The 18206-nt window shown below is 58.9% G+C and carries 19 protein-coding genes; 12 read left to right on the top strand and 7 right to left on the bottom strand.

The annotated features are described in order from the left end of the window. Complete coding sequence (locus ACR0AI_RS04410) at window positions 1-309, bottom strand: DUF6476 family protein (protein ID WP_170551447.1); 309 nt, start codon at window positions 307-309, stop codon at window positions 1-3. Between ACR0AI_RS04410 and ACR0AI_RS04405 the strand changes: the two genes are divergently transcribed. The 5 genes from ACR0AI_RS04405 (at window position 308) to ACR0AI_RS04385 (ending at window position 4749) form a co-directional block, all read left to right on the top strand. Beyond that, on the top strand, window positions 308-1342 hold the full coding sequence (locus ACR0AI_RS04405; protein ID WP_480671871.1) for an RluA family pseudouridine synthase: 1035 nt from the start codon (window positions 308-310) through the stop codon (window positions 1340-1342). The two genes, ACR0AI_RS04410 and ACR0AI_RS04405, sit on opposite strands and share 2 nt — an antisense overlap. Window positions 1343-1487: 145 nt before the next feature. After that, window positions 1488-2384 carry an RNA polymerase sigma factor RpoH gene (gene rpoH / locus ACR0AI_RS04400; protein ID WP_170376464.1) on the top strand — a complete coding sequence of 299 codons (897 nt, stop codon included), beginning with the start codon at window positions 1488-1490 and terminating at the stop codon, window positions 2382-2384. Window positions 2385-2545: 161 nt separating this feature from the next. Continuing rightward, a complete protein-coding gene (locus ACR0AI_RS04395; RefSeq protein WP_480671869.1) occupies window positions 2546-3520 on the top strand; it encodes a Gfo/Idh/MocA family protein in 975 nt (324 codons plus the stop codon). A 59-nt stretch (window positions 3521-3579) separates the two neighbouring features. Then, window positions 3580-3849, top strand: coding sequence for a DksA/TraR family C4-type zinc finger protein (locus ACR0AI_RS04390; protein WP_480671867.1), 270 nt, complete (start codon window positions 3580-3582; stop codon window positions 3847-3849). Between the two features lie 42 nt (window positions 3850-3891). Further along, window positions 3892-4749, top strand: coding sequence for a DMT family transporter (locus tag ACR0AI_RS04385; RefSeq protein WP_480671865.1), 858 nt, complete (start codon window positions 3892-3894; stop codon window positions 4747-4749). Here the strand turns inward: ACR0AI_RS04385 and ACR0AI_RS04380 are convergent, their stop codons facing one another. The 3 genes from ACR0AI_RS04380 to ACR0AI_RS04370 form a co-directional block, all read right to left on the bottom strand. Then, the gene (locus tag ACR0AI_RS04380) at window positions 4750-6570 is read right to left on the bottom strand and encodes a M3 family oligoendopeptidase (protein WP_480671863.1); all 1821 of its coding nucleotides are present in this window, start codon (window positions 6568-6570) and stop codon (window positions 4750-4752) included. A gap of 92 nt (window positions 6571-6662) precedes the next feature. After that, the gene (locus ACR0AI_RS04375) at window positions 6663-7610 is read right to left on the bottom strand and encodes an alpha/beta fold hydrolase (protein ID WP_480671861.1); all 948 of its coding nucleotides are present in this window, start codon (window positions 7608-7610) and stop codon (window positions 6663-6665) included. Next, entirely contained in the window at window positions 7610-7900 is a 291-nt protein-coding gene (locus ACR0AI_RS04370) for an SCP2 sterol-binding domain-containing protein (RefSeq protein ID WP_170457946.1), read from the bottom strand. The genes ACR0AI_RS04375 and ACR0AI_RS04370 overlap by 1 nt, the downstream gene beginning before the upstream one ends. Window positions 7901-7930: 30 nt before the next feature. Here ACR0AI_RS04370 and ACR0AI_RS04365 point away from each other — a divergent pair, with 30 nt between their 5' ends. From ACR0AI_RS04365 to ACR0AI_RS04340, 6 genes are all read left to right on the top strand, one after another. Further along, on the top strand, window positions 7931-8539 hold the full coding sequence (locus ACR0AI_RS04365) for a tetratricopeptide repeat protein (RefSeq protein WP_170469968.1): 609 nt from the start codon (window positions 7931-7933) through the stop codon (window positions 8537-8539). 23 nt (window positions 8540-8562) lie between these two features. Then, entirely contained in the window at window positions 8563-11373 is a 2811-nt protein-coding gene (locus ACR0AI_RS04360) for a helicase-related protein (RefSeq protein WP_480671859.1), read from the top strand. A 6-nt stretch (window positions 11374-11379) separates the two neighbouring features. Then, on the top strand, window positions 11380-11754 hold the full coding sequence (locus tag ACR0AI_RS04355) for an RNA-binding S4 domain-containing protein (protein WP_480671857.1): 375 nt from the start codon (window positions 11380-11382) through the stop codon (window positions 11752-11754). A 53-nt stretch (window positions 11755-11807) separates the two neighbouring features. Further along, window positions 11808-12146, top strand: a complete 339-nt coding sequence (gene fdxA, locus ACR0AI_RS04350; RefSeq protein WP_480671855.1) for a ferredoxin FdxA — start codon at window positions 11808-11810, stop codon at window positions 12144-12146. Window positions 12147-12433: 287 nt separating this feature from the next. Beyond that, window positions 12434-12949: a CarD family transcriptional regulator gene (locus ACR0AI_RS04345; protein WP_170376497.1), complete on the top strand. Its 516-nt coding sequence runs from the start codon at window positions 12434-12436 to the stop codon at window positions 12947-12949. A 118-nt stretch (window positions 12950-13067) separates the two neighbouring features. Further along, the gene (locus ACR0AI_RS04340; protein ID WP_480671853.1) at window positions 13068-13829 is read left to right on the top strand and encodes a potassium channel family protein; all 762 of its coding nucleotides are present in this window, start codon (window positions 13068-13070) and stop codon (window positions 13827-13829) included. Here ACR0AI_RS04340 and cobS read toward each other — a convergent pair. Then, window positions 13826-14590 (bottom strand): adenosylcobinamide-GDP ribazoletransferase, encoded by a 765-nt coding sequence (cobS, locus tag ACR0AI_RS04335; protein ID WP_480671852.1) that lies wholly within the window; start codon window positions 14588-14590, stop codon window positions 13826-13828. The two genes, ACR0AI_RS04340 and cobS, sit on opposite strands and share 4 nt — an antisense overlap. Before the next feature lie 78 nt (window positions 14591-14668). On the opposite strand from cobS, the gene cobT reads away from it, so the two are divergent. Next, window positions 14669-15679 (top strand): nicotinate-nucleotide--dimethylbenzimidazole phosphoribosyltransferase, encoded by a 1011-nt coding sequence (cobT, locus tag ACR0AI_RS04330; RefSeq protein WP_480671850.1) that lies wholly within the window; start codon window positions 14669-14671, stop codon window positions 15677-15679. Window positions 15680-15709: 30 nt separating this feature from the next. On the opposite strand, the gene ACR0AI_RS04325 is transcribed toward cobT, so the two are convergent. Both ACR0AI_RS04325 and ACR0AI_RS04320 read right to left on the bottom strand, forming a co-directional pair. Continuing rightward, window positions 15710-17590 carry a monovalent cation:proton antiporter-2 (CPA2) family protein gene (locus tag ACR0AI_RS04325; protein WP_480671848.1) on the bottom strand — a complete coding sequence of 627 codons (1881 nt, stop codon included), beginning with the start codon at window positions 17588-17590 and terminating at the stop codon, window positions 15710-15712. Between the two features lie 19 nt (window positions 17591-17609). Then, window positions 17610-18065, bottom strand: a complete 456-nt coding sequence (locus tag ACR0AI_RS04320) for an Lrp/AsnC family transcriptional regulator (protein WP_170376867.1) — start codon at window positions 18063-18065, stop codon at window positions 17610-17612. Window positions 18066-18206: the final 141 nt, after the last annotated feature.

Raw genomic sequence — 18206 nt, 5'->3', positions numbered from 1 at the left:
CTAGGGTTCCAGCACTATCTCTTGCCGCAGTTTCGCGGTGGTTTTGTCGAAGATCAGGATGCGGTTGTCGTCAGTGACAACGCCGTACCAGTTGTTCCCGATCGTCACAGCCTGTGCTTTTGCGCCATCCGGCAGCTCGATCTGATCGGGTAGGGTCGGGGTCCGGTCCGATAGCCGGATGACAATCAGTGCGAATGTCACTAGAACCCCGCCAATCATCACCGCGGTCAGTAGCATGACCATGCGCCGAAGCAGCCTTAGCTGCGGCGTTTCCTGCGGTTCTTCTTGGGGTTCGGAAGGGACAGTCATGGGCACCCGACAGGTTGAGTTTCAGATCGCGGCCGCTCCGCCGCCTCGCCTTGATAAGGCGCTTTCGCGGGATGTTCCAGCCGAGGAAAACCTGTCACGCACCCGTTTGGCGCGTTTGATCGAAGAGGGCTCGGTTCTGGTCGAGGGCGCTAAGGTGCGCGATCCGAAGGCCAAGGTGGCGGAAGGGGCCATGGTGGTCATCACGGTTGCAGAGGCCGAAGACAGCCATATCGGCCCTGAAGATATCCCGCTGGACGTGGTCTTCGAGGATGACGACCTGATTGTGGTGAACAAACCCGCCGGGATGGTCGTACATCCTGCGCCAGGCTCGCCAAGTGGAACGCTCGTGAATGCGCTGCTTCATCATTTCGGGGCAGACTTGTCCGGGGTGGGTGGGGTAAAACGTCCCGGCATTGTTCACCGGATCGACAAGGAAACCAGTGGGCTACTTGTGGTTGCCAAGTCGGATGCAGCTCACCACGGGCTTGCGGCGCAATTCGAGGCGCATAGTGTTGAACGCTATTACCGAGCGGTTTGTTACGGGGTGCCAGATGCCAATGATCCACGTTTGCGGGGTGTAAAAGGCGTCAGTTTCGAGCCGGGCAACATCATGCGACTGACCACTCAGCTTGCCCGACATAAGACCGACCGTCAGAAACAGGCGGTTCTGTTTCACGGAGGGCGGCACGCGGTGACGCGAGCGCGTGTGGTTGAAACATTTGGTGCCCCGGCGGGGCTGGCACTGATCGAATGCTGGCTGGAAACAGGGCGCACCCATCAGATTCGCGTGCACATGGCCCATGCAGGTCATGGTCTGGTCGGCGATCCGGTCTATGGCGGCAAACGCAAATTGGCGGCCAAAGTGTTCAGTGCGGCAACCTCCGAGGCGGTGCGCGCCTTTCCGCGTCAGGCGTTGCATGCCGCCGTTTTGGGCTTTGAACATCCGGTAACAGGCGAAAACCTTCGATTTGAAGCGGATCTGCCGCAGGACATGCAGGATCTGATTGAAACGCTGCGGACCCCTCTGTCATAATATGCAAACTCCTGTGAGTAAGAGTTTCTTAGCTTTCCTTTACCTAAGCTTAATTTCAAACTGTTAACGGTACCTCTTGAAAGGGATGGGTTCCTTACCCATATCATATGTTAAAGAACTAAACATTTGTCGGAGGGACATCAAAATGGCAAATTACGCAAATCTCCCCGCGCCGACGCCTGAGGGCGGCCTGAACCGCTATATGCAGGAAATTCGCAAGTTTCCACTGCTGGAGCCGGAAGAAGAATACATGCTGGCCAAGCGCTGGGTCGAAGAGCAGGACACCGAGTCCGCTCATAAAATGGTCACGTCGCATCTACGTCTGGCGGCCAAGATTGCCATGGGCTACCGCGGCTACGGTCTGCCGCAGGCCGAGGTTATTTCCGAGGCCAATGTGGGCCTGATGCAAGCGGTCAAACGGTTCGACCCGGAAAAGGGCTTCCGTCTGGCGACCTATGCAATGTGGTGGATTCGCGCCTCGATCCAGGAATACATCCTGCGGTCTTGGTCGCTGGTGAAGCTGGGCACGACCTCGGCGCAGAAAAAGCTGTTCTTCAACCTGCGCAAGGCCAAGGCGCGCATCGGTGCGTTGGAAGAGGGCGACCTGCGTCCTGAGAACGTCACTCAGATTGCCAATGATCTTGGCGTGACCGAGGAAGAGGTCATTAGCATGAACCGCCGTATGTCCGGCGGCGATGCCTCGTTGAACGCGACCGTCGGGTCTGAGGGCGAAGGCACCATGCAGTGGCAGGACTGGCTTGAAGACGAAGACGCCGATCAGGCGGGCGACTACGAAGCCCGTGATGAGCTGGACGCCCGGCGTGAGTTGCTGGCTGCCTCCCTTGAGGTGCTGAATGACCGCGAGAAGGACATCCTGACCCAACGCCGCCTAATGGATCAGCCGGTGACTTTGGAAGAGCTCAGCACGCAATACAATGTGAGCCGCGAGCGCATCCGTCAGATCGAAGTCCGCGCTTTTGAGAAACTTCAAAAGAAAATGCGCGATCTGGCTCGTGAAAAGGGAATGCTTGCAACCCGATAGATCCAAGGATCGCACAGCCCGCAGATATCTGCGGGCTTTTTTCGATGATAATCAGCGCACTGCGCCGGATACCTCATGCTCTTTTCATCGTGTGTTGACACTTGCCTCGCCTGCGTCTTGAGTCTGCGTCACATCTAAATGGCCTGATCAGGGAGAGAGCGATGCAGAAACCGGTTCAATTTGGTGTTCTGGGGGCTGCCAAATTTGCGCGGCAATATATGGCTCCGGCGATCCATACGGCAGACGGGGCACGTTTGGCGGGGCTTGCGACTTCGAACGCGGCCAAGGCAGAGCCTTTTCAGGCGTTCTGCCCGGATCTGACGGTCTATGACAGCTACGACGCGCTGCTGGACGTTCCCGAGATCGAGGCGGTCTACATCCCTCTGCCAAATCACATGCATGTCGAATGGAGCCTGAAGGCGCTGGACGCGGGCAAACATGTGCTTTGCGAAAAACCGATAACGATGCAGGCCGCTGAATTCGATACCCTGATCGAAAAGCGCGATCAGACAGGCTTGCTGGCGGCTGAGGCCTATATGATCGTGCATCACCCTCAGTGGCAGTTTGTGCAAAAACTCATCGCGGATGGCGCCATTGGCAAGCTGGTCCATGTGACCGGCGCGTTCAGTTTCGACAATCGTGAGGAAGTGACGAATATTCGTAATCGCGCAGAAACCGGCGGAGGTGGGCTGCGGGATATCGGGGTGTACGTCATCGGCGGCGCGCGGTTTGCCACAGGCCAGGAGCCCTCCGCGGTTCAGTCCGCGATCCGCTGGCAGGACGGCATCGACACGTTCACCGAAATTCGCGCGCAATTCCCGGGCTTTACCTATTCGGCCTACGTATCGATCCGGATGCACCCGCATCAAGAGATGGTGTTTCACGGCGAGGGCGGTGTCATCCGCCTGACCGCTCCGTTCAACGCGCGGGTGTTCGGCGAGGCGCGGGTTGAGCTGCACCGACCGAGGCTTGAGGTTCAGGTGACCCGGTTCCCAGGCGACGATCACTACAAACTGCAGGTTGAGGCCTTCTGCCGCTCGGTCCGCGGCGGGGCGGCCTATCCGTGCCCGCTGGAGTTTTCGCGTGGGACGCAAGAGATGATTGATCGCGTGTTCGCGGATGCCGTTCCCCTCTGACTTGTCAGCAGTCGCCCGGCGAGCGTATTCTGTGCTGCATCCATAAAAGGAGAGGTGTCATGGCCGGAGGTTGGGCCCGCGATGGTGCGGTCAGCGAACAGATCGAGGCGTCGATTTCCGACGAACTGGCCCGCATGCAGGCGCAAAAACGGCCAGTTGGTGAAAGCCTGACCCATTGCGCCGAATGCGAGGAACCCATTCCTGAAAGACGTCGCCAAGCGCTGCCCGGCGTCAAGCTGTGTCTGGATTGCCAGCAGGAGAGGGATGGGACCTATCAACAGCGGTCAGGCATCAACCGGCGCGGATCAAAAGACAGCCAGTTGAAATAGGCCAGACGCAGGATGCCTAGCTCTGCTGCAAAACAACCATTGATGCAGAACGGGTTGCTACTTGGGTTTCTAGCCGCGTTTCTCTGGGGCACGCATAGTGTAATCGTGCGCTACCTAACGAGCGATCTGGGTGGACTGCAGATCGCAGTGACCCGCTTGTTCATCGCGGCACTGGCGATTTATTGCATTTTGCGGGTCATGCGTGTGCCCGTTTCGATCGAACACAAAGACTGGAACTTTCGGCTGGCCATACTGTCGACAGTCGTGAACTATATCCTGTTTCACATAGGGCTGGAACACACAGGCGCCGCCAATGCCATGGTCCTGGAAAACACCGCCCCGTTTTTTGTGCTGCTTTTCCTTTATTTCTTTGCAGATACGCCAGTTACGCGCGTTGATGTACTCGCCACGATACTGGCGATCTTTGGCGTGTTCCTGACCGTGTTCCGCGATTTCCAGGGCGGCGGAGAGCCTTTGTTCGGTGATCTTTTGGAAATTGGCGCAGGGCTTAGTTGGGCCGTGTTTCTGGTTTCAAGCAGCCGGGCCATGCGCAATTCGACCTCAACGGCCGAGCGATTGAACTTTCTATTCGGAATTTTTGTCTGCGCGGGCGTGTTGCTGCTGCCATTGGCTGCGTTTTCCCTGCAGGCCCCGACGGCGAAAGATGTGATCTTTCTGATCCTGCTGGGCGTTCTTCCGACGGCGATGGCCTACTACCTCTGGTATGAGGCCGCCGCGCGCGTATCGACTTTGACGGCAACATTGATGTTTGCCGCTTCTGTCGTTTTCACGTTTATCAATTCCTCGCTGTTTCTGGGGGCCGCGATCACACCGATTGCGGCCCTCGGAGCTGTTTTGATTGTGGCTGCAGTCTTCCTGACGACCAAGAAACAGGAGTGATCAGCCCTCCATTGCTTCCAGTTCGTCAATGAACCCCGAGATCATCGACAGGCCTTTGTCCCAGAATTTGGGGTCGCTGGCGTCCAACCCGAACGGAGCCAGCAGGTCTTTGTGGTGTTTTGATCCACCGGCGCGCAGCATCTCGAAATACTTGTCCTCGAATCCCTCTGCGCCGCTTTCGTAGACTGAATAAAGCGCGTTCACGAGGCCGTCTCCGAACGCATAGGCGTAGACGTAGAAGGGTGAGTGCACGAAATGCGGGATATAAGCCCAGAACGTTTCATAGCCTTCCATAAACTCAAATGCCGGGCCAAGGCTTTCCGCCTGAACGCTCATCCACAGGGCGTTGATGTCGTCCGGGGTCAGTTCGCCCTCGCGGCGGGCGGCGTGCAGCTTGCATTCGAAATCGTAGAAAGCGATCTGGCGGACGACGGTGTTGATCATGTCTTCGACCTTGCCGGCCAGCAGCACTTTACGCTGTTCCTTGGTTTCGGCCTTGTCCAGCATTTTGCGGAAGGTCAGCATTTCACCAAAAACGCTGGCGGTTTCGGCCAGTGTCAGCGGGGTCGAGGACAGCATCTCGCCCTGATCCGCCGCCAGGACCTGATGGACGCCGTGGCCAAGTTCATGCGCCAGCGTCATCACGTCGCGTGGTTTGCCCAGATAGTTGAGCATCACGTAAGGGTGGACATCGGTCACAGTCGGATGGGCGAACGCACCCGGTGCCTTGCCCGGCTTCACCGCCGCGTCGATCCAGCCTTTCGAGAAGAAGGGCGAGGCGATCTCACCCATGCGCGGATCAAACGCGGTATAGGCGTCCATCACCGTCTTTTCGGCCTCGTCCCAGCCGACAATGCGGGTGTCTTCCATGGGTAGCGGCGCGTTGCGGTCCCAGACCTGCATCACGTCCAGACCCAGCCATTTACGTTTGAGTTCGTAGTAACGGTGGCTCAGCTTGGGGTAGGCGGCGACCACGGCTTCGCGCAGGGCTTCGACCACTTCGGGCTCGACGTCGTTCGACAGATGACGACCGGTCTGAGCGGTTGGCATATTGCGCCAGCGGTCGACGATTTCCTTTTCCTTGGCCTGCGTGTTGTGAACGCGGGCGAAGGTTTTGATGTTCTCCTGAAACACTGAGGCCAACTCACGCGAGGCCGCCTCGCGTTTGCTGCGGTCCTGTTCTGTCAGCAGGTTTAGGGTGCCTTCGATGTTCAGATCTTCGCCGTCGACCGTGAAGGTCAGGCCCGCGATGGTTTCGTCGAACAAACGCTCCCAAGCGTCGCCGACAACGCCGAGGTCATGGAGGAATTTCTCCAGCTCGTCAGACAGTTGGTAGGGTTTCATCGCGCGGATGCGGCGGAAGACGGGCTCGTAGCGCGCAAGATCAGCATTGGCCGCGAAATGGGCCTGCAGAACGTCGTCTTCGATGCGGTTGATCTCGAGCGTGAAGAACACCAGAGGGGTCGTGAAGACGGTGATCTTTTCCTGCATGTCCGACAGGAACTTGGCGCGGTCGGCATCGGTGGTCAGTTGGTAGTAGCGCAGACCGGCGAAGGACATGATCCGCCCGGCAATGGCGTTGATCTTTTCGTTTCGATGCACGCAGGTCAGCAGGCCTGCGGCGTCCAAATCGGCCAGTTTGCCTTCGTAGTCCGAGGCGAATGAGGCGCATTCACCTTCAAGCCAGTCCAGATCCCGCGTCAGCTCGACCGCCTCTTCCGAGGCATAGAGGTCGGTCAGGTCCCATTCGGGCAGGTTGCCAAGGTTATCGGAACCGCCGACTGCATTTGCATCACGGACGGGAAAGGGCAGGTCGCGCATGGAACACCTCTGATTAGCTTTGTTGCCAAACATCTAGGGCTGGCGCGCCCGGATCACAAGCCGCCAGTCAAGATCAGTGCCGTGCGGACGCCTTAGGGGCGATTTGCCAGAAAATGCGCGGTCAGCTCGTCCAGAACCGGGTTGCGAACTTCGGGGGCCTCCATCAGCACCTCATGCTCACCATCGGGGATCTCGACCAGACGGCCGTTGGGCCAGTTCGCCATCCGTGCCCGGATCGCCTTGCGGTCAACGATCTGTTCGTGGCTGCCCAGATAGGTCAGGCACGCGGTGTCCGGCGCCGGTTGCTCCATCAGCCATTCACATTCGCTGAGCGCCTCACGCAACCATTGGTTGGACGGGGCACCAAGCGCCAGCTCGGGGTGCGCCTTCAGTTGATCCTGCATCATCTTGAACATGGCCGGGTCGCGCGTCAGCGAGTTGCCCTCGAACGGCTCCGCCAGGACATAGCTGGTCAAAGAAGTGGTCGGCGGAGTGCGTTCCCCCAATCCCAGCGCCGTGCCCCAATAGGCGGTCAGACGGCTGAGGGGTTTCATGAGCGGGACAAAGAAAATGCCCCACATCGGTCCGGTGAATGCGCAGGCTGCAAAGCAATCGTTCTGGATGACCGCCCGCAGGCCGATGGCTCCGCCCATCGAATGTCCGATCACATACCACGGGCGCGGTAGGTCCAGTGTCTCAGCCAGCTCCAATACCACGGCGACGTCATGCTGATAGTCGGTGAACTCTTCGACATGCCCGATGCGAGGCTCGTCCAGCATGCGGTCGGCCAAGCCCTGTCCGCGCCAGTCGATGGCGAGGGCGGCAAATCCGCGGTTCAGGAACTCCCCTGCGGTGCTCGCGTATTTCTCGATATACTCGGTGCGGCCCGGAAACAGGAATACCGTGCCGTTCTTTGCATCCTCGGGCAGCCAGTGCCCGACACGGATGCGTTTGCCGTCGGCGGTGTGGAGCCAATGGGCTGTACCACCGGCAGGGTCGCCGGCCACGTCATCATAAAAGGGGGCCGGCGAGTACTCCATCAGGCCAGAACCGATGCAAGCTGCATGGCGATTCCCATGTCACCGTCAACGCTGAGTTTGCCGGACATGAACGCGCCGGTTGGGTTCAGATCGCCGCTGAGAATCTGTTCGAACGTGTCCGCATCCGCGCTGAGTGTCACATCGGCGTCGTCATCACTGACGCGGGCACCGTCTCCATCCAGAACAATTGCGCCCAGATCGGCGATTGCAAACTTGGCGGACGCATCAAAGCCACCGCCGGCCAGCTTTTCGTTCAGCGCGGCCGCAGCCTTTTCAAGAATCTCGCTCATGCTTTTCCTCATATTGTTTATGCGCCGTGAATGGACATCCTCGGTCGCAACGCTACACTGACCATTGTTATGGGTATTGCAATCACCAATCTCAAAGGTACCGTTGCGGCACTTGCCGTTCTAGTCATGTTTTCCACCAGTGGTGGAGCGCAACAAGCGGATTCCCGCGACGAAGAAGCGCTGTTGCGGCAACTTGCGCAGGCAACACCGGAACAAGCCATCGGTCTGGATCGTCAGTTGCAGGCGCTGTGGTCGCAATCGGGCTCGGCCTCGGCTGATCTGTTGCTTGAGCGGGGGCGCGAAGCGCTGGATGATGGCGATATCGAGGCCGCAATCGAACATCTCACCGCGTTGACCGACCACGCGCCCGAATTTGCCGAAGGCTGGCACGCGCGGGCCTCGGCCTTTTTCGGCATCGACCGGTTTGGAATGGCCGCCGCCGATCTGGAACACGCGTTGACCCTCAACCCGAACAACTATCAGGCCATTTACGGTCTGGGCCTGATCTTCGAGGTGGTCGGCAAACCCGATCAGGCGCTTGAGGCTTATTCCCGCGCGTTGGCTATACATCCCCATCATGAAGAAGTAACCAATGCCATGAATCGGCTGAAGCCTCAGGTTGAAGGCAAGGCGCTGTAAGTCGGAAGGCGCAGGGGGCAAAGGTGAGCGGGTCATCCCGAGTAGTGGCCGTACTTGGCCCAACGAACACAGGTAAAACTCATTACGCGATCGAACGCATGCTGGGGTATCGGACTGGTGTTATCGGCCTGCCTCTGCGTCTGCTCGCGCGTGAGGTCTATGACAAGATAGTCGCCATTCGCGGCCCCTCGGTCGTGGCGCTGGTGACCGGCGAGGAGCGGATCGTACCGCCGCGTACGCAGTATTGGGTCTGCACGGTCGAGGCGATGCCCGAAGGCATGGGCGCAGATTTCGTCGCGATTGATGAAATTCAGCTCTGCGTGGATCCCGAACGCGGACACGTCTTCACCGACCGGTTGCTGCGGTCGCGGGGAACGAGCGAGACGCTGTTCATGGGGTCCGACACCATGCGCGGACCGATTGCGGCACTTGTGCCCGAGGCGCAGTTTGTAAGGCGCGAGAGGATGTCTCAGCTGGTGTATTCGGGATCGAAAAAGATCAGCCGAATGCCCCCGCGAAGCGCCATTGTCGGGTTCTCGGTCGAAAACGTCTATGCCATCGCAGAACTGCTGCGCCGCCAAAAGGGTGGGGCGGCCGTGGTCATGGGTGCACTCAGCCCGCGCACACGGAACGCGCAGGTCGACCTCTATCAGAATGGTGAGGTCGACTATCTGGTTGCCACCGATGCCATCGGGATGGGCCTGAACCTAGATGTGAACCACGTGGCGTTTTCGTCCCTGACCAAATTCGACGGTCGCCGGATGCGCCCCTTGGCCCCGAATGAGTTGGCCCAGATCGCGGGCCGGGCAGGCCGAGGTATGTCGGATGGCACGTTCGGCGTGACTGGCGAGGCCCCGCCATTGGACGAAGGTGTCGCGCAGGCGATCATGGACAGCCGCTTTACGCCGATGAAAAAGCTGAACTGGCGGAATGCCGCCCTTCGCTTCGGCTCAGTGGACGCGCTGATCGACTCGCTAGAGGTCAGCCCGAATGACGAACATCTGACCAAGGCCCGCCCCGCAGACGACCTGAACGTGTTGAAATCGCTGTCCCAGGTGACTGAGGTCGCAGCCCGCGCCAGCGATGGCCCGTCGATCCGTTTGCTATGGGATGTGTGCCGAATTCCCGATTTTCGGGGCATCAGCCATTCGGAACATGCCAATCTGCTCGAGGTGATCTACGGCCATTTGCACGAACGCGGCGCGATCCCGGATGACTTCATAGCGCGGCAAATCCGCCGGATTGATCGCACGGATGGAGATATTGATGCGCTGTCCAAAAGGTTGGCTTATATTCGCACTTGGACATATGTTGCGCAACGAAACGGCTGGGTCCGTGACGAATCGCATTGGCGTGAGGAAACGCGCACTGTAGAAGACAGGTTGTCGGACGCTCTTCATGATCGTTTGACGCAAAGATTTGTGGACCGGCGCACCTCGGTGTTGTTGCGCCGGCTCAAACAGAAGGAGGCCCTTTTGGCCGAAGTAAATGACAAGGGTGAAGTGACCGTCGAAGGCGAATTCGTCGGCCGTCTGGAAGGGTTCCGGTTTACACCGGACAAAAGCGCGCAAGGGGCTGAGGCGAAAGCGCTCAAGTCGGCCTCATTGCAAGCACTCGCGCCGCAATTCCATCTGCGTGCCGATCGCTTCTACAATGCACCCGATACCGAAATTGATTTCACGGATCAGGGCGGCCTGATGTGGGGCGAATACGCTGTCGGCAAACTGGTTGCCGGGGCCGAGCCTCTCAAGCCGATGGTCGAGGTTTTTGTGGATGAGGCCGCGGGGCCGGACGTCGAACAGAAGGTACAGCGCCGTCTGCAGCACTTCATCGACCGCAAAGTGGCCGCGCTTTTCGAACCGCTGCTGAACCTGTCGAGAGATGAGGAACTGTCCGGTCTGGCCAAAGGTTTTGCCTTCCGCATGGTCGAGGCGCTGGGTGTGCTGCCTCGCGCGCAGGTCGCGCAAGAGGTCAAGGATCTGGATCAGGACGCTCGCGGCGCGCTGCGCAAGCACGGCATCCGTTTTGGTCAATTCACCATCTTCATGCCACTGCTGCTGAAACCTGCGCCCACGCGCCTCCGCCTGGTTCTTTGGGCGCTGTCCAGTGGTCTGCAGGAATTCCCCGAGGCACCGCCTCCGGGCCTGGTCACTGTACCGGTCGCCAAGGATGCGCCTCAGGGTTATGATACAATGTGCGGCTACCGCGATGCTGGTGACCGCTCGATCCGGATCGACATGCTGGAACGTCTGGCCGATATGCTGCGCTCTGAGGACAGCCGGGGCGGCTTTGAGGCCAAGCCCGATATGCTCTCGATCACCGGCATGACGCTGGAACAGTTCGCGGACCTGATGCAGGGTTTGGGCTACAAGGCCGAACGTGGCGAGCGCGAAAAAGTCAAAGCTGCACCAGCCGAGGCACCTAGGATTGACGCGGCAGAACAACCCGCCTCCGAAGAAAGCTCGGCCGTAGAGGTTTCGCCCGAAGAGGTCGCCGCACCCACCGAGGCGCCAGCCGAGGCAACCGAAAGCACCGAGGCGGCAGCCGAGGCTCCGGCCGCGGAACCCGCAAGTGACGAACCCGAGGTCGAGGTGTTCTACACCTTCACATGGGGCCGTCAGCGCCAGCAAAATCGCGGCCCGCGCCGCGAGCAGGGGCAGGGCAAAGGCAAGCCGCGTGGGAAACCTCAGGACGGTCGCAAGCCGCAAGGCAAGAAGGGCGGCAAGCCGCAGGGCGCAAAATCCTTCTCGTCCCGGCCTCCGAAGAAAGAAAAGGCGATCGATCCCGACAACCCGTTTGCAGCAGCGCTGATGGGTTTGAAGGGCGGCAACTGATCCGTCATGGATCAGGCCAAGCTGCGGATCGACAAATGGCTCTGGCAGGCGCGGTTCTTCAAGACCCGTAGCCTGTCGGCTAAACAGGTCAGCAGCGGCCATGTTAGGCTGAACGGCAACCGGGTTCTGAAACCTGCCCAGACGGTAGCCCCAGGCGACGTTCTGACCTTTCCACAGGGCAAAATCATCCGCGTCGTGCGCGTTGAAAAACTCGGCGAGCGCCGCGGTCCGGCCCCCGAAGCGCAAAAATTGTACTTCGATATGACGGAAAAGAAGGACATACCGCCCAAAAACCCGTCATATGAGGGAAAAGGTCGCCCAACCAAGAAAGATCGGCGCGCGCTTGATCTTTCTCGCACGCCAAACGGCCCCACATCTTGAAGCCAAACCCGGACTGAACTAGCTAGACGCCAAACCTGAATGGGATTCTGAACATGACCTACGTCGTTACCGAAAACTGCATCGGCTGCAAATACACCGACTGTGTGGAAGTGTGCCCTGTGGACTGTTTCTACGAAGGTGAGAACACGCTTGTCATCCACCCTGACGAATGTATCGACTGCGGTGTCTGTGAACCAGAATGCCCGGCTGATGCTATCCGTCCCGACACCGAGCCCGGCATGGAACCTTGGGTCGAGTTCAACCGCAAATACTCGGAAATGTGGCCGGTCATCGTCACCAAAAAAGACCCGTTGCCAGAGGCGGAAGAGCGCGATGGTGAGGAAGGCAAGATGGAGAAGTATTTCTCCGAAGCTCCGGGTGAAGGCGGGTAAGTGATTCGCACCCCCATTTGGATGGCTAAGAAAAGCGGTCTTTGAAGCTTAATCCCTTGATTGCAGGCCGTTTATAAAAAAATTCCCTAAGGGAAACTTTTGAGTGTCTCATTTTTGTGATATACTCGCTCCCTACATGATGACTGAGATTGGGATGTACTCCGTAAGTATGCTCGCTTTGGAGTTCTGAATTTGCGACAAACAGACCGCCTGCCGGGGCCACAATAGGCACCGAGCGTGGGTTTTTTGTTGTTCGCATCCCGATCCAAAACCAAGGAATGAATTGAATGTCGAAGTCGAAAAAGCTTGAGTTCCGCCCGAACGACTATGTTGTCTACCCCGCCCATGGTGTGGGTCAGATCATCTCGATCGAAGAGCAGGACGTCGCTGGATTTTCGCTCGAATTGTTTGTCATCTCATTTGAGAAAGACAAGATGACCCTGCGCGTGCCGACAAACAAAGTGACCGAATCCGGTCTGCGTTCGCTCAGCTCGCCGGATGTGATCTCTCAGGCGATGAAGACGCTGAAGGGTAAGGCCAAGGTCAAACGGGCCATGTGGTCGCGCCGCGCGCAGGAATACGAACAGAAGATCAACTCGGGCGATCTGATCTCGATCGCCGAAGTGGTTCGCGACCTGCACCGCACCGATGATCAGCGCGAACAAAGCTATTCCGAGCGTCAGCTCTATGAAGCCGCGCTGGAGCGTCTGACCCGCGAAGTCGCCGCCGTGTCCGGAGACGGAGAGATTTCTGCCGCCAAGCAGGTCGATGATGTTCTGACCTCACGCGCCGCTGCCGCTTAAGGTCGCGACGATTGAAACTGCAAGGCCGCTCCGGCATCGGGGCGGCCTTTTTCGTTGCTTGGTGGATTGGCGAAAACCGGTTAGTTTTTCTGTAGATGCAAGCAGATACCGGGTCGGCATGAAGAAGACGGTCAAGTTCCTATATATCGGCAAGGCCCCGATTTCGGTCTGGTTCCGCTATGGGTTGATCCTGTTCGATGTGGTCACGATCATCTTCTTTGTCGCCACCGCGCATTTTCCGCATGGCCCATGGGTAACAGGGATCAGCTGGGTGGTTGGTTTTATTATCCTGCTGGATTTTTCGGCCAGAATGTGGATCGCCAAAGACCGCTGGAAGCTTTTGCGCAAGATTTACACCCTGGCAGATATCGTGGTGATCGTGTCGCTGATCCTCGACCCGTTTCTGACTGGCAATCTCGCATTCTTGCGTATCCTGCGCGCCCTTCGGCTGATCCACTCGTACCATCTGCTCTGGGACTTGCGGCGCGATAGCACCTTTTTCCGCACGCACGAAGATGCGGTCATCGCGGCCATCAATCTGCTGGTCTTTGTGTTTGCAACTTCGACAGCCGTTCTTGTCTTTTTCATCCCCGAAGATGCTCAGAACCCCTATATCGACGCGCTGTATTTCACCATGGCGACCCTGACGACGACGGGATTTGGGGACATCACCCTGTCGACGCCTTGGGGAAAGCTGTTCTCGGTATTTATCATGGTTGTCGGAGTTGCCCTGTTCGTGCGCCTCGCGCAGGCGATTTTCATGCCGCAGAAAGTGCGCCACAAATGCCCCAGCTGCGGGCTGTTCCGGCATGATCCGGACGCGGTGCATTGCAAGCATTGCGGCTGCACCCTGCGGATTGAGACGGGTGGCGTCTCCTAAAGCTGCGCTGCTATTGCTACCAGGATGGTGATTTCGGCCAATTGCTGAGAAGCGCCGAGGATATCTCCGGTCTGGCCGCCTATCTTGGCCTTCGCTATGAGGGCCAGAGCACCTACAACGAGCGCGGCGCATAGGGCGGGCAAAATGACCTGCCCACCGATCAGCAACAGTCCCGTCAAACCCGCCAGAGCAAGCGAAACCGCGACCGGACCCACGGACGGGGCACCGACAGAATGGCTGAGACCGGATTTACGCGCATTGGGCAATGCAGCCATCAGCAGGGGCATGAATGCACGTGACACCACACAAGCGACAATGATTGCCGGAAACGCATCGGCTGACAAAAGGGCCGCGACGGCTGTTACCCGCGTCAGCTGCGAACCAATCAGGGACAGCACGCCATATGTGCCGATATGGCTGTCCTTCATGATCTGCAACCGGCGTTCCGGCGTGAACCCGCCCCATAGGCCATCAAACGTATCGGCCAGCCCGTCCTCATGCATTGCGCCCGTTGTCATGGTCATGGTCGCCACGAGCAAAACGGCGCAGACGAATGGCGGAACCGACAGTGTCAGTGCAAGCCATCCGATGACGCAAGCCAATATACCAATCACCAAGCCGACCACCGGAAAGGCCCAAACCGCCTGCGCTTGCCGGGCAAAGACCCTCTCAGGCAAACGGGGCAGGGGTAGGCGCGTCAACAGGACCAGAGCCAGCGGGATATCCCATGCGGAAACCGGATTGGTGTCGTTTTTTTGCACTTCTGCGCCTTTCGAGGCCTTGTTGGATTCAGTGCTTCGGTTAAACACACAGGACCACTCTGATGCAATGAGGCTTTGATGCTGCCTGAACTGAATGATTTGAACACGTTCCGCGTCGCGTTGACCAGCGCTCCGGGGCCGGACATGGCGGCGGCGGATGGCGCGGCTGAACGCAACGGTCAGTTGACCAAACCTCCGGGCGCGCTGGGGCGGCTTGAGGATCTGGCGATCTGGTATGCGGCGTGGCGCGGGGATGCGCGACCGCAGGTTGCGGCCCCTCAGGTCATCGTCTTTGCGGGCAACCATGGAGTCACGGCGCAGGGCGTTTCGGCCTTTCCGCCCGAAGTGACCGTGCAGATGGTTATGAATTTTGAACATGGCGGCGCGGCGATCAACCAGTTGGCCAAGGCGGCGGGAGCAAAGATGGACGTCCACGCGCTGGATCTTGACCGGCCGACGGCAGATTTCACCCAAGCCCCGGCCATGAGTGAGGCTGAGTTGCTGAGCGCACTGCAAACCGGTTGGAATGCCGTGGACCCGCAATCCGATCTGCTGGTGGTCGGCGAGATGGGGATCGGCAACACCACCCCCGCCGCTGCTATTGCCTGCGCCCTTTACGGAGGCGAGGCCGCCGATTGGACCGGTCGCGGTACAGGGGTCGACGATGCAGGCCTTGCAAACAAGACCCGCGTAGTGGCTGAAGGCGTTGCGCTGCATGGCAGTGAAGACGGGTTGGAAGTTCTGCGCTGCCTCGGCGGGCGCGAGATCGCGGCCATGGCCGGAGCGATTGCGGCGGCCCGTATGTTGCGCATTCCCGTCATTCTGGATGGCTTCATCTGTACCTCTGCCGCAGCCTGTCTGGCGCGTATCTCGCCTTCAGCTCTGGATCATACCGTTGCGGGGCACCAAAGCGCAGAAGGTGCGCATGCAGCGATGCTGTCAAAACTGGGCAAAGAGCCGCTGCTGAGCCTCGGCCTGCGTTTGGGTGAGGGATCAGGCGGTGCGCTTGCGATCAACATTCTCAAAAGCGCAGTTGCCTGCCACTCGGGCATGGCAACCTTTGCTGAGGCGGGCGTCTCGGACGGATGACCCTAAAGCCTGACTGGGCAATTGCTCCGGTCAGGCAGAGTCCTTTGCGTGCTGCTCCGCCAATTCCAGCAACGCGGTTTCCAGATCCTTCTCAAGCTTTTGCGCGCGTTCGATGTATTTCGTATTTTCGGACGTGGGCATACCGGGAATCCAAAGCTCGGCCAAATCGCGCACGGACGTCCTGTCATGGTGATAGAAGGTCTGTTCGGCCTGCGCGGCCTCGTATTCGCTCAGCCCGATATTCTCGAGCACATAGCGGCCCGCGCGCAGAGAGCTGTCGAACATTTCACGCACGATGTCATTGGCCCCGGCCTGATACAGCTCATACACGTGGGTCCGATCATGCGCCCGCGCGATGATGTGAAGATCGGGGCGCTGACGGCGGGCGTAGCCGACCAAGCGGGTCACAGTCTTTCGATCATCCATCGCAGCGACAAGCACCGAGGCTTTCTCAAGCCCCGCAGCGCGCAATAGTTCCGGCCGGGTCGGATCACCCAGAAACCCTTTGACGCCAAAACGACGCATCAGCTGGATCGTCTCGATATCGTGGTCTAGAACAACGGTTTTGAACCCGCTGGCCCGGACTAGCCGGTTGACGATCTGACCAAACCGACCGATCCCGGCGATGATCACGGGGCCTTTTTCGTCGATCTCATCGGGTTCTGGCGCGGCGCTGGTGTCGGCCATCTTGCGGGACAGAAGGTCGTAGATGATGAACAAAAGCGGGGTGATCAGCATCGTCAGCGCAATGATCATCAGCATCTTTTGCGACAGGTCCGGCGGGATGACATTCTGCTGCGTCGAAAACGCCAGAAGGACAAAGCCGAACTCACCCGCCTGGGCCAGCCCAAGGGTGAACAGCCAGTGATCCCGGCCCTTGAGTTTGAAGGCCTTGCCCACGAGATAGAGGATGACGCCTTTAACGAGGATGACCAGCAGGGCCAAACCGATCAGGTCAAACGGGTCGTTGAAGAAATAGCCAACGTTGATCCCGGCTCCGACCGTGATGAAGAACAGCCCCAGAAAAAGGCCCTTGAACGGCTCAAGGTCGCTTTCCATTTCGTGGCGGAATTCCGAGCTGGCCAAAACCACGCCCGCGAGAAACGCGCCCAGAGCAGGGGACAGGCCCACCAGTGTCATCAGGAATGAAATCCCGACCACGATCATCAGCGCCAGCGCGGTGTACATCTCGCGTAAGCGGGTTGCGTGAATGAACCGGAACAGTGGGCGGGTAAGGTAGACGCCCGCCAGAATGACAAAGGCTATCGCGCCGATGGTGACCAGAGTGACAGCCCAGCCTGGCAGCCCTTCGACCAGAGACAGGCTATGATGCCCGGCGTCATGGAGATGCTCCGCGCCGCGGTCGATGGAGCCGTCCGCCTCGATATGCGGCATGGCAGGCAGCGCGAGCAGCGGAAGCAGCGCCAGAATCGGGATGACGGCGATGTCCTGCGTTAGCAGAACCGAGAACGTCGCGCGGCCTCCGTTCGTTTGCATCAAGCCCTTCTCGGAGAGGGTTTGCAACACAATCGCGGTCGAGGACAAACACAGAGTTAAACCGACCGCCAGAGCGACGGACCATGGGTGGTTCGCGTAGATCGCGACACCGGCAATCACGGCGGTGGACAACAGAACCTGAAGCCCGCCAAGACCCAACAGCTTGTCGCGCATATCCCACAGGGCGCGCGGCTCGAGCTCGAGCCCGATAAGGAACAGCATCATGACCACGCCGAACTCGGCGACATGCTGCAGGTCTTCGGTCTCGGCGCCGACAAGCCCGAGGACGGGGCCGATGATCAGGCCAGCCGCCAGGTATCCAAGAACCGACCCAAGGCCTAACCGCGCCGACAGGGGCACGGCGATCACGGCCGCAGCCAGATAAATAGAAGCCTGGTATAGGAAATCGTCCATCTATGTCCTCATTGCCCGCTCAGGTTGGCAGGGGTGCGTCGCGTTTGAGTTGGTCCATCACGATCTGGCTTTGTACCCGTGCCACTGCAGGATGCGGCAGGATCACCTCGTGAAGCAAGCTGTTGAGCGCAGAAAGATCGTCACAATAGACGTGAAGCAAGTAGTCTGCCTCGCCCGTCATCGTCCAGGCACTTGTGATCTCGGGTTGGGTGTTAACCATCCGGGCAAAGCTGGCGGATTGATCGGGGCCGTGTGTGCCAAGATGGACCTGAACGAAGCCCTGAACCTGCAAGCCGAGTTTCAGCGGATCCAGCCGAGCCGCGTAGCCGGTGATATAGCCCTCAGCCTCAAGGCGCTGACGGCGGCGGCCTGCCTGGCTGGGGGAGAGGTTCAGCAGTTCACCCAATTGATGCGCGGTCAAATGCGCATCCTTTTGCAGCGCTGAGAGCAGACGTGTATCGGTTGCATCAAGCATATGCGGCAAGATCTCAAATTTCAGGTCATTCATGCGCAGTTTGCGCACACTTCGAGAGTTTACATGAAAACAATGCGCGGAAACAGCACTGCTTAAGGCGTATTTTGGAATCAGCAAAGAAATTCCTGTTTTCGAAGGAGA

Source organism: Ruegeria sp. BG3 (genome assembly GCF_056538485.1).
This window is presented reverse-complemented; position numbering and strand designations above follow the sequence as displayed.